The following is a 12,566-nucleotide window of genomic DNA, read 5'->3' on the forward strand; positions in this document are numbered from 1 at the left end:
TCAGCATTTCCGACAGCGAATTGCTGGGGGTGCAAAACCAGCTCAACAGCCTCAAGCAGCAGGTTTCCCAGGCCACCAATTACACTCAGCTGGAAAGCTCGCAGGACCTGGTGCAGGTACTGATTCAGGAGATTGAACGCCTGTCCACATCGCTGCTGCCTGGACAGGCGCAATTGCAGGCGCAACTCAACGTGCTGGGGCCAGTGCCGCTTGACGAGAACGCACAGGTGACGACTGCCATTACCTCCCAACGAGACGCCCTCGGCGAGCAAAAAGACAAGATCGACAGCCAACTCAAAACCCTGGCCGCGCTTAAAATAAGTGCCGGCGAGTTGATCACGCAGATTGCCAGCATCCGGCGCAGTCTGCTGGAAGCGGAAGTGACCCAGCAGACCAGCAGCATCCTGAACCCGAGCTTCTGGTCGCCATTGTTCAATCTTCCGATCGATGACCGCCAACGTTTCAGCGCCCTCATCGAACAGCTCGAGACCACGCACCGGGCCGCCTGGCAACCCGGACAACGCGGGATCACCGCCACTCTGCTGATCCTGGCCCTGGCCATCTGGACCGTGGGGCGAAAGCTCGCCGGACGGGCCCTGGCCTGGCTGTGCATCCATCGAATGCCTGAAGGTCGGCTGCGGCGCAGCTCCCTTGCACTGGCGTCGGTGGTGGCGACGGTGCTGACCGCCGGCATCGCCTTGCAACTGCTGCATTTTGCCGGGACCCGGCAATTGCCCTACACCCCCCTGTTGGCCGACCTGGCGCAGAATCTGGAAAAACTGGCCTATACCTGCGTGCTGATCACCGGGCTGAGCCGCGCGTTGTTGTCCACCAAACATCCTTCATGGCGCCTGCCCGATATTGCCGATCCGGTGGCGCTGGTGATGGAGCCCTATCCGAGGTTGCTGGCCAGCCTGCTACTGGTGCTGGTAACCCTGGTGCAGATGAGCAACGTCACTGGCATGAGCGCCGAAGTGGTGTTGTTCGGTCGGGGCATCGTAGCCTTGATCGTGGCACTGGTGATCGCTGCGCTGCTGTTGCGCGTCAGCAAGACGCGCAGAGACCTGATCGTTGCCGGAGAGGCCCCCGAAGGCGTCACCACCTTCGCCGGTCTGATTTACACCTTCACCGGCGTTGCCGTGGTGGTGTCCCTGTTCGCCCTGTTGATCGGCTACGTGACGATGGCCCGGTTCATCACCTATGAAGTGGTCTGGATATTCATCATCTGCGCCGGTTTCTACCTGCTCTCACAGGTCTACCAGGACACCTGCGACTATGTGTTTTCGCCCCGAAAACCCACCGGCAAGGCGATCAAGCAACTACTGGGCATCGGCAATCCACGCCTGGAGCAGATCTGCACCGTCATGTCCGGGGCTGGCCGCGCCATCCTGATGCTGATCGGCGTCATTGCCCTGTTCGTCGGCGGCGTGGGGACGACCCTCGGGCAACTGGTCACCGGCACCGTGGCCGTACTCGGCGGCGAAGGGCTGCGCAAACTCAACATCGTCCCGGACAACCTGCTCCATGCCATCCTCGCCCTGGTGATCGGCATCTACCTGATTCGCTCCTTCCGGCGCTGGCTGGATAACGAGTTCCTGCCCAAAACCGAGATGGACCCAGGCATGTGCGCCTCGCTCAGCACCCTGTTTGCCAACATCGGTTACGCATCCGTGGTGCTGCTCACGCTGTCGTCGCTGGGGGTCAAGTGGACCAACCTGGCGTGGATTGTCAGTGCGCTGTCAGTGGGTATCGGCTTTGGTCTTCAGGAGATCGTGAAGAACTTCATCTCCGGTCTGATCCTGCTGACCGAGCGTCCGGTGAAAGTCGGCGACCTGATCAGCATCAGCGGGGTCGAAGGCGACATACGACGGATCAACGTGCGGGCCACGGAAATTCAACTGGCCGACCGCTCGATCATGATCGTGCCCAACTCCCACCTGATTTCGCAGAACCTGCGCAACGTCACCCTCGGCGGTAGCGCCCAAGGCGTGGTGATGCTCGAACTGGTGTTCCCGCTGGACATCGATCCGGAGCAAGTACAGAACCTGCTGTACGACACCTTCACCGAACACGAATCGATCCTGGATAAACCGGTGCCTTATTTGCGCTTCAGTCAGCTGAAGCCTGAAGGCATCACCTTGACCATCACCGGCTATGTCGGCAGCCCACGCACGGTCAGCGCGATCAAAAGCGAGCTGCTGTTTGGAATTCTCAAGCGGCTGGGTGCCGCGGGGATTGAACTGGCGAAACCGCCACCCGCAGCATGATGTGGGAGTTTGCTCCCACAATTTATCGCGGGTGTACGCAAATGACGTGCTCACCGCAAATCCACTGTGGGAGCGAGCCTGCTCGCGATGGTCGCCAACGATAACGCGAACTGACTGACAGACCGCATTATCTTGACGTTTTTCGCGAGCAAGCTCGCTCCTACAGGTTGATCAATGGGCGATACACACCGACTTGAGCTCGGTGTAAGCCTCGATCACCGCACGGCCAAACTCGCGGCCCATGCCCGATTGCTTGAGGCCACCGAACGGCATCGCCGGGTCGAGCAGCACGTGGGCGTTGACCCAGACCGTACCGGCTTCGATGCGTGGCACCAGGTTCATCGCCTTGCCCAGATCGTTAGTCCACAGGCTGGCGGCCAGACCGTAGCGGTTGTCGTTGGCCAGTTCGATCACGGCGTCTTCGTCGTCGAACGGCATCACGCCCAGCACCGGGCCGAACACCTCTTCACGGGCCACGGCCATGCTGTGGTCGATGTCCGCCAGAATGGTCGGCTGCACGAAGAAGCCGTCGCCTTCCAGCAACTCGCCGCCCGTCACCACCCGCGCACCTTGCTGGCGGGCCAGTTCGATGTGCTTGAGCACGCTTTGTTGTTGCTTGCGCGACACCAACGGGTTGATGGCCGCGTCGCAGTTCATGCCGGCGCCAATTGGCATCGAGGAGACGGCGGCAGCCAGGGCTTCGACGAACTGATCGTGGATCGAGCGGTGCACGTAGAAGCGCGAGGCAGCGGCGCAGACCTGGCCGTTGTTCAGCAAGCCGCCGAGGATCGCACCCTGCACGGCTTTTTCGATGTCGGCATCGGCGAGCACGATCATCGGGTTCTTGCCGCCCAGTTCCAGGGAGAAGCGCGTCATGTTTTCCATGCACGCCACGCCGACGCTCTTGCCCACGGCGGTGGAACCGGTGAACGACACTTTGCTCACCAGAGGATGCGCAGTCAGCACGCCGCCAACGGAAGCGCCGCCACCAGTGACCACGTTGAACACGCCGGCCGGGATGCCGGCTTCCAGCGCCAGTTCAGCCAGGCGCATGGCGGTCAGCGGGGTTTCCATGGCTGGCTTGATGATCACCGTGCAACCGGTGGCCAGGGCCGGCATCAGCTTCCAGGCGGCGATCAGCAGCGGGAAGTTCCACGGCACGATGCCGACCACGACACCCACCGGCTCACGCTTGGTGAACGCGGTGAACTTGGCGCCCGGTGGCAGCGGGATCGACACGTCGAAGGTCTGGCCTTCGATCTTGGTCGCCCAGCCGGACATGTAGCGCATGAATTCCACGGTGGCGTTGAGGTCCAGCGCGCGGGCCATGTTGATCGACTTGCCCTGGCTCAGGGTTTCCAGTTGGGCCAGTTCTTCGGCGTGTTCTTCGACCAGGCGGGTGAAATTCAGCAGGATGCGTTCACGGTCGGCCGGACGCAGGCTCGACCACACACCGGATTTGAAAGCCTTGTGGGACGACTGCACGGCGCGCTCGACAAGTTCCAGCGGCGCATCCAGGGTCTCGCACAGGGTTTGCCCAGTGGCCGGGTTGACCACGGCGATGCTGTCGCCCTCGGCAAGCACCCACTGACCATCAATGAAGCAGCCGTGGCGACGCTCAAGGAATGCAGCAACCTGGGGCAGAATTTCAACGTTGCTCATAATTCACCTTTCATTCAGATGTAGGAGCCAGCTTGCCGGCGAAAGCGTCTTGACGGGCGTTGCAAGACTCAAGGCCGTCTTCGCTGGCAAGCCAGCTCCTACAGGGGGTGGTTGGTTGGCAGTCGGTAATCCGGCTGATCAGTGTTGTTCTTTGAGGAAGCACGCGACCGCCTGGCGGTCGTCGGCGGACGCCAGGCCCATGTAGGGCATGTAGGTGCCCGGCACGAAGGCCTGGGGCTGGGTGATCAATTGCGTGATGGTCTCGGCTTGCCAACTGACGTCTTTGTCGCGCATGGCCTGGGAGTAGCTGAAGTCCGCCAGCGAGCCGGACTTGCGCCCATACACACCAAACAGGTTCGGCCCCATCATGCCGGTCGTGCCCTTGGTCACCGCGTGGCAAACGCTGCACTCGGTGGCAAACACTTCGCCGCCACGGCGCGTGTCCGGGGCGCACTCGGCGGCGGACACCGCCTGGACCAGGGTGAAGGACAACAAACCGATCAGGGACCAACGCAGCGAAGTGAACATAGGAAAACGACCTTGAAAATCCACGCGTCCGCCAGCAGGCGAACGCCAACACTAAAAATGCCGAGGCAACGGTGCTTCGACAGGTTGATGGGGATTGTCGGTGGTCGTCGGCACGCAGGTTTTGCCCTGCGTGCCAGTTGTGTTGGCGGTTGTGCCAGATTGCGCATTAGAAACAGCGCGTGCAGGTATGCGACATTAGAAGCTCGTTTTAGCTGAGCTGAGAAGGCGATGAACTCGTTATTTTTTTTGAGCAGAAGGCGCCGTGAACACGGGTGCAGCCGCCGCGCGGATAAAAGCTTCATCCAGAGTGCTTGCACCGTAAGACTCCAAGAACTCTTTACCGGAGCTGAACGGTACAAACCGTCGCATGCTGATCATATAAAAGTTGTCACAGTTGCTCACAACCTCCTCGATGTTATGTGAAGACACTAGAATTGCCGTTCCCTCACCAGCAGCTCCACGCAAACACTTCCAAATGTAGTGTCTGAACTCAGGATCGACTCCAGCAGTGGGTTCATCCAGTATCACCAGATCCGCCTCTACAGCCAGCAATGATAGAGTAAAGAACCAACGCTTTTCACCATAGCTGCAAACAGAAGACTTCTTGTTCCAGATTTCCTTATATCGCTCAATTATTTCAGGGCTCCAGACAGCGAGCTTTTTCAAAGCATGCTCTTGCGACATTCGGACCGGAGAGCAAAGTAATGTAGTCATTCTAAAGACATCGAACATACGCAGCACGGGGGGCGTCATGATCGTCTGTGATAAATAAAGCTGCCTGACAAACCTATTGACAAGCTGCCCTTCTTTCGCCTTTTTCAAGCCGCACACAATATCGAAAAACGTAGTCTTTCCAGAGCCGTTTGGACCCAGCAGACCGGTAATAGAGCCTGGAGTCACACTGATAGATGCGTCATTGAATATTATCTTTTCAGAATACTCAAAACAAAGCGACCTGGCTTTTATAATACCCATCAATATCGACTCCACACTGGATTTATGCGCAAGAATCGCAAGGACAACAAGAATACAGCAATAAAAGAAAAGAAAACCCCCAATATCAAAATCGGGTGCCTTTCAATCCCCCCAGCCATTATTTGATTTGCAATATACAAAGGATTAAACCCTTTGATAAAATCCAATACAGGATGCAAATCGCGAACACTTAGAACACCCAACACAAGCATTCCAAATGACGTCATGGAGAAAATTGTATTGGCATTCTGAAAACTAACAGGCAACAAGCTCAACAGAATTCCAGGCACACAAAACAATACATAGCAGATATAAAACCGAGAAAAAACCAATAAAAACTCAGCCACTTCAAAGCCTCCAAAAGAAAAACATGTCATCACATAGAAAGCGGCACAGTAAATCAAAGAAATAAGCGAGCATGCAAAAAACTGCGCCAACATAAATATCAGTTTGGCTTCGGATGTATATACAAACGACCTAATAAATCCACTTTCCCTTCTGCCCACAATGTAAAAGGAGAAGCCAAAAAAAGCGACACTTGAAGAAATATAAGCGTGAAACCAAGAAGTGCTTTCTAAATAGCTCATACCCGAAGGAGAAAGCTCTCCTCTGGAGTATGCCAGCAAATAATAGGTTGCTACCGGCGAAACAATAATCCAAAAGAGCGCAACAGGCTCTTTTAGCTGTTCCTTCACAAACAACCACGTAAGCTCGAAAGATCTTGATATTGTAAAATCTGTCATGAGTCACCCTTTCATGGAAATGGAACCATAATTTTTTTCCGCTCAGAAAATATCTGCCCCATAAATCTCTCAGAGTATTTATTGCGGAAATTTATACCCCTAGAGTTATTCATGTGCAAAAATAAATCGGGAGAAACAAACTTACTGAAAAAATATAAGCCACTCTGTATCACAAGAGAATTGACGTAGAGATAACCATCAACCTGCTGAGACTTGAGCGCAGCCAAAAGTCCAGACAAGTTAAACTCAAGCGAAGACCCTGATGTGTCGGAGCCACGGAATCTTACCGAAGTTATCTCCTTGTATGTCCCATAGGTGTTACAGCTTAAAAAATACTTCAAATATGAATCTTTAACCTCTTCGACGTCACTCTCAGTAGCTCGAAACAAATCAATGAATCTGTAGGTTTGCCACAATTCATAAATTGATTTCTCAAGTGCGCTGCTTAACGTTTCCGCATACGACATTCCGGCGCAATACCGAACGTGACGTTTATTATCCTTTTGACCGTAAACAGCCAACAAACATGCACCTGGGTAATCATGATCTGATATATCGATAACCGTGATCTCACCTGACTTGCATAGTGCATCGTATAACGTTTGAGCACGACTTTCACTCAGGGCTATTTTAATGTCAGATTCAAGAACCAGCCGAGTGCATTCCTTTGTGAGCCAAAATCTTGCCAGGAACTGCCTTTCCAAATATTCCTTTATCGACCCAAAAGCTGCATCCTCAAATCGATAGTGAAAACTGCAACCGCATGTATCTCGCAGCGGATATATTGAATTTTCACTTTCAACTTTATTATAGTTAAGAGAAACACATGCAGTAGGTATGTGACAGCAAGAAAAATCCGATACACGCAACACCTCCGTCAAATTATATGAATGTTTGGCAAGCTGTGCGGATGTCAAATTACTCTCATTAGTTTGAGAAAAAGCATAGATAAATTTCCCAGCCTCCAATCTCGACAATGTATGATTGATATCCCCTACTACGTCGGGCTTAACCTCCATATAGAAATGCCGTCTTTCAAAGTACTCACCTAGCGCCGCTTTTATAGAGGAGGAACCGCTCCCTATTCCAGATCCTCCGTTTAACCAAGGGTCTTCCACTTCAACAGAGGACGGAAGAGACAGTAAGCAGGCTGGCTGACAAATCAGCGCACCAGGTAACGCTGAGTAGTGACTAGAATTATATAGAATCACATTGCTCACCAATGAAGTGCACACACATAGGAAAGAAAAGAGTTGGATTAAGACCTATTGCCTTACACAGCATCGTGTCTGTGTACGCGGACCACAACCTGCATCGCAATCCAAGCTTTTTGGCTTGCAATTCGATCAGCATGTAAATGGATCCAACCTCCATAAGCGCAAGTCTGTACCCTCGATACCTGTACTTAAATAGTGTTTTAGGTATGTAGACGGCATAAACTATCGCTATACGAGGCGTGCCAATACTGCCTGGAGATGACAAAATCGCCCTCTTAAAATCATCGATATTTTGTGTACCCTGCATTACTTCAAACCTCCTCGACCGCGGTAGTAAATGCAAGATCTTTTCAGGACACGGCCAACTTTCCTCATCATCCATCAGAGAACAAATAAACATCTCAACTGGATATAGCGCACCACCGCTTGGATATCCACGCTTATAACTATCTTTTCTTGGGGAAAGCACAGGAGACATTAGATTTTCTAGCCTCGAAAAAACTATATTTGTGCTGGAGAAGGTTTCACATGATTCATCACGACAGACATCCGAATCCAAATTCAATTCAGAGCGAACAGAGAATTCAAAATTTAGATCCGGGTAAAGCCGCAGTTCGTTCCCGGTTAACTGAGTAAGTTGCTCATCGCTGACATTATGAAGACGAGTAGCATGTTTGAATGCATCATGGATCGTATAATTCCCTTTTACGTGAAAATCCAAGGTTTCCGCATGAACAGTTGAACTCATGAACTTCAGATAATAGTCATGGGGTATATACTTCATCCCTGTACCCTCAAACAGTCGCACATATACCAGTGAGAGGCCGAGACATCCCTCACGAAGTTGCCATTAAAATCAACATAGGAGTCTTGAAGTACATTATCCTGATAACGATATTCACTACCAGGGTTCGTTAGCAGCTTTATTTTCTTTACAATCGCCCCAACAACCAATGATCGCTGCAGGATATTTAGCGAATCGGTAGGAACGGCTATATGCTTATTTTTGCAAAAATGAAGCAGCCTTGACCAAGTATTCCTGCCACTATGATATTCCTCATAGTTTATCAGTCTGTCTATGCTACAAAAATGACATGGATTTCCGACTTTCGGCAAGTACGGCTGACTGATACAGAACGAATTACCCGAGCGATAACAAACACTGATCGCACTGTCCGGCGCAGCACTTACAAGATCGAAGTATATTTTCTTTATAAAATCATAGTCATAATTCATGCAAGCGATTACAATGTAGCATTTCTTACTTAAAACAATGTCCTTGAGCGAGCCTGAGATGTCACTTATTTCCAACGGGGTATCGATCTCACTTCTTAACAATGCCTCCAGGTCGGTGGTTTTGTCCCAGTCATGGGCCACAATTGTTTTCTCAAAGTAAATCTCACCAGGGTCTTCTTTAATAGAGAGCGCTTTTTCTAAAAAACCATAGGCGGCTTCTGGATTTAAGCCATGCTCCGACAATATCTCAAGAAATTCAGCCTTTGAAATATTCTTATAACTTTTTAACTTAGTCAGAGCTGCCAGCAAAGATGGCGAACTGATCTTCGAAACACCTTTCCTTGAAACCACTAAATTATCAGAGTGAAAATTAAGTATTTCGTAGCTTTGTATATTTAACATCATCCAGTTCCTTTACATGGCTTTTCTGGCTAACACCAGAAAAGCCATACTTGATGAATTGTCAGTCGTTGTCGGACGATACCTGAGGAGTTACAGCGTTCCCTCCACTCCCACCGCTTCCGCCGCTCCCGCCACTACAACCGCCGCCGCCCCCACATCCGCCGCTACCTCCACATCCGCCTTGACCGCCAGACCCTCCAGCCATGTGTGGGCATGAGCCGTATTCAAACTCATCGCCAAGATAAAGAACGTCTCCAAAGTTTTCGCTGTTCATCATTGATTACTCGCTATTAGAGGAAATGCCACCAAAGTTAGTGACCCTTCTATATTTAGTAACTTCCAGAACTTGATGCAATAGGCCATTTTTTTGTGCGTAGGAATTTTCACTCAACATCTAAGGAAAATTCGTGCGAGATTTCCGGATCGTTTTTCGTTCACTTTCGGTTTAAAAAATGGCATCGCACTGGCAGATAGCTATAAGTACTTAAAAGCCAAAAACAAAGTTGACTCAAAACTGAAACAAACGAAAGACACTGAACTCAGCGATCTGTAGGACGGAGTAAGAAATTTCTTTCTTTTTCAAAGGATATTTTTTTAAGTTTGATTTTAAATTTTAAAAAATACGACGAACGGTAACTTTGATGATCGTATGCCGTTCTGTGGTGAGGTTCTAACTGGCGACGATGGTGTCCGCTACGTTGTTGGCTGTGGTGTTTGGGGATGTACTGCTCAGTCCGTGCAGCAGGAAAAGAAAAGCACCCGCCTACAGAGCTTCAAGCGATGCGGAGCTACCGTAGGCTCGAGCCGCGTTCAGACGATCATTTGAGCTTGTTTTTTGAAAGCAAGATCAAAAGATCGCAGCCTTCGGCAGCTCCTACCGGGAAATGGTCACGCTCAATTCATGTAGCGCTTGCGATACTCACCCGGCGAAACACCAAAGCGCGCCTTGAACGCCGTGGAAAAATAGCTCGAATCGTTAAAGCCCCATTCATAGCCCAGCGCACACAGCTTGCCCTCGCCCCGGGCATGGCGCAGTTGTTCGGCGCAAAGGTCGAGTCGGCGTTTTTTCACGTATTGCGCCACCACCAGGCCGTGTCGGGAAAACAGCCGGTACAGGCCGCGCACGGAGACGCCCACCTGGGTCGCCAGCCATTCGGGGCACAGCGCCTCGTCACCGATGTGTTCATCGATATAGCGCAAGGCCTTGCGGAAGGTGCGCGCCTGGGGTGAGTCGTCCACTTCGCTCGCCCCCATCGCCGGGCGCAACAGGCTGATCACCGCGTCCAGCGTCGCTGCGCTTTCCGCGTGATTCAGGCCTTGCTCCGTTGAACCGAGGATCAGGCGCTGGGCCAGCCCCGCCATCGGAGCCGAAGCCGGAATGCGTTGCGCGGGTTTGACCTTGGTGCAACGCAGGTGCTGTTCGACCCGCTCCCGGGGCAGTATCAATGACAACTGACGGGCGTTGTTGCGGTAGACAAAGTTGCTTGGGCGCGTGGAGTCGATCAGCGTGATATCCCCCGGCAACAGGGTGATGCAACTGCCCTGCTGCTCCATCACGGCTTCGCCGGCCAGCTGGAGCGCCGCGTAGAAATGCGAGCCTTCGCCCTGATCGATCTCATGCTGCGTGCGGAACAGTCGGGCCTGGGCCACGTCGACAAAACTCATCTTGAGCTCACCGCTGCGGTACTCATCGATAGAGCCCGCAAACTGCGTCCCCAACACATTGGCACCAAAGCGCCCGCAGACCTGATTGACCTTATCGAGCCATTGATCAATGCGCTCGACCTGTTGTGCATTGCTCATCGCAGCCTCATCCCTCGCATTAGTCGCTGCGAGGCGCCCTGCACTTTTCGTTTCTGTCGCTCGCCACCGCGAAATACCGCGGTGGCCATGCCGATCCGTGCGCGATTACTGCGCAGCGCCTGTTCTCGTGCACCAGGAACCGGCGTCGTGGCAACGCACCATGCAATCTGGCATGCACAACCAACTAATTGGCAAACAGGGAAAAGGGCAAACAATGGCCGCGCCTTAGTATCCGGACAGACCGCAAACCTGCGCTCAAGAACAAGAACGGATGCCACACCATGCTCAAGTCCCCCTTGCTTCGTCTCTCGACGCTCGCGCTGATGATCAGTGCCGGCAATGCCGGTGCCTATGAACTCTACGCCGATGACGACAGCCACCTGAACGCTACCCTCGAAGCCGTATTCGGCATTTTCCACAGCCAGGAAAACTACGCCCTGTCCGGTCGCCTGAATGAAGGCAGCTCGTCGTGGCGCGAGGGCTACATCAAATACGGCTTGAGCTTCGATCAAGGCCTGGGCGGTGTGGGTACCGCGTACGGCGCGGGGAACCTGCTCAGCTCCGGCACCTGGGGCGATGGCGATGCCGCCGGCTTCTCCGATGGCACGGAACGCACCACCAAGTTCGAAGACGCCTACCTCGGCTGGCGCTCGGCCGATCTGTTCGGCGCGCTGGGCAGTGACGGTGTCGACCTGTCCTTCGGTCGTCAGAACATCGTGGTCGGCGACGGTTTCCTGATCGATGGCGACGCGCTGAACATGGGCAAGGGCCTGGCCGACGGCGAGTTCAACCGTGGCGGCGCCTACTACCTGGCGGCGCGCAAGGCCTTCGATGAAACCGCCGTATTGCGTCTGGGCGGCAAGGAAGGCTGGCGCAGCGACCTGATGTGGCTCAAATCCGACAACCGCGCCCAGGCCAAGACCGAAATGTACGTCGGCACCCTGGAGCACGTGGCCGAGGCCGGCACGGTCGGCCTTACCTACATCAAGACCACCGATATCGATGAACAGTACGCCTCGCCGATCCAGCTTGAACGCGACGGCATGAAGACCTACAGCCTGCGTGCGGCGGGCAACGCCGGGGTGAAAGACCTGTTCCTGTCCGGTGAATACGCCAAGCAGGACAAGCCTCACACCTCGACCGAAGACGCCTGGTACCTGGAAGCCGGCTGGACCTTCTCCGACGCGGTCTGGACACCTAGCGCCAGCTACCGCTACAGCCGTTTCTCGGAAGGCTACGACACCCTGTTCTACGGTTTCAGCCGTGGCTACGGCACCTGGTTCCAGGGTGAAGTGGCGGGCAACTACGCCGGGCCGTTCAACAGCAACTCGCGCATCCAGAACGTCACGCTGAAAGTCTCGCCGCTGGAGAACCTCACTGTCGGCGCGATGTACTTCAACTTCGACACCATCGACCGCAGCCTGGGCAACACCGATGGCCGCGAAGTCGACCTGTACGCCGAATGGCACGTCAACGACCACCTGACCGTGATGCCACTGGTGGGCATCTACCAACCGGACAAGAGCGCCGAAGACGGCGGTACCCAACTGGGTAACAACGACAAGAACGTCTACGCCCAGGTGGTGTTCGCCACCGGTTTCTGATTTCGGCCGTGGGGAGCTTTCGTATCTGAGATTTGCAGTGCCTGATACACCGCCATCGCGAGCAGGCTCGCTCCCACAGGGGATCTGCGGTGTACACGGATTTTGTGTGCGGCAGAAATCCAATTGTGG

Annotated in this window: 9 protein-coding genes; 2 read left to right on the forward strand and 7 right to left on the reverse strand. The window is 53.6% G+C overall.

Features of this window, described 5'->3' with window-relative positions:
- Positions 1 to 2,267 (forward strand): DUF3772 domain-containing protein (locus BSF44_RS28150; RefSeq protein WP_095946274.1); only part of this gene is annotated, 2,267 nt, incomplete at its 5' end.
- A 171-nt stretch (positions 2,268 to 2,438) separates the two neighbouring features.
- Here the strand turns inward: BSF44_RS28150 and BSF44_RS28155 are convergent.
- The 7 genes from BSF44_RS28155 to feaR all read right to left on the reverse strand — a co-directional run bounded on the left by BSF44_RS28155 (position 2,439) and on the right by feaR (position 10,833).
- Positions 2,439 to 3,929: an aldehyde dehydrogenase family protein gene (locus BSF44_RS28155; protein WP_095946275.1), complete on the reverse strand. Its 1,491-nt coding sequence runs from the start codon at positions 3,927 to 3,929 to the stop codon at positions 2,439 to 2,441.
- A 138-nt stretch (positions 3,930 to 4,067) separates the two neighbouring features.
- Positions 4,068 to 4,457 (reverse strand): cytochrome c family protein, encoded by a 390-nt coding sequence (locus BSF44_RS28160; protein ID WP_095946276.1) that lies wholly within the window; start codon positions 4,455 to 4,457, stop codon positions 4,068 to 4,070.
- Between the two features lie 237 nt (positions 4,458 to 4,694).
- On the reverse strand, positions 4,695 to 5,432 hold the full coding sequence (locus BSF44_RS28165) for an ATP-binding cassette domain-containing protein (protein WP_095946277.1): 738 nt from the start codon (positions 5,430 to 5,432) through the stop codon (positions 4,695 to 4,697).
- Positions 5,432 to 6,175, reverse strand: a complete 744-nt coding sequence (locus BSF44_RS28170) for an ABC transporter permease (RefSeq protein WP_095946278.1) — start codon at positions 6,173 to 6,175, stop codon at positions 5,432 to 5,434. Before BSF44_RS28170 ends, BSF44_RS28165 begins: the two co-directional genes overlap by 1 nt.
- Before the next feature lie 11 nt (positions 6,176 to 6,186).
- Complete coding sequence (locus BSF44_RS28175; protein ID WP_256589172.1) at positions 6,187 to 7,386, reverse strand: YcaO-like family protein; 1,200 nt, start codon at positions 7,384 to 7,386, stop codon at positions 6,187 to 6,189.
- Positions 7,387 to 8,172: 786 nt separating this feature from the next.
- Positions 8,173 to 9,030 carry an McbB family protein gene (locus tag BSF44_RS28185; protein ID WP_172435411.1) on the reverse strand — a complete coding sequence of 286 codons (858 nt, stop codon included), beginning with the start codon at positions 9,028 to 9,030 and terminating at the stop codon, positions 8,173 to 8,175.
- Positions 9,031 to 9,924: 894 nt separating this feature from the next.
- Entirely contained in the window at positions 9,925 to 10,833 is a 909-nt protein-coding gene (gene feaR, locus BSF44_RS28190; RefSeq protein WP_095946281.1) for a transcriptional regulator FeaR, read from the reverse strand.
- A gap of 281 nt (positions 10,834 to 11,114) precedes the next feature.
- Here feaR and BSF44_RS28195 point away from each other — a divergent pair, with 281 nt between their 5' ends.
- Positions 11,115 to 12,437 (forward strand): hypothetical protein, encoded by a 1,323-nt coding sequence (locus BSF44_RS28195; protein ID WP_095946282.1) that lies wholly within the window; start codon positions 11,115 to 11,117, stop codon positions 12,435 to 12,437.
- Positions 12,438 to 12,566: the final 129 nt, after the last annotated feature.

The organism is Pseudomonas sp. ACN8 (assembly GCF_002303925.1).
In the GTDB taxonomy this organism is placed as follows: Bacteria; Pseudomonadota; Gammaproteobacteria; order Pseudomonadales; family Pseudomonadaceae; genus Aquipseudomonas.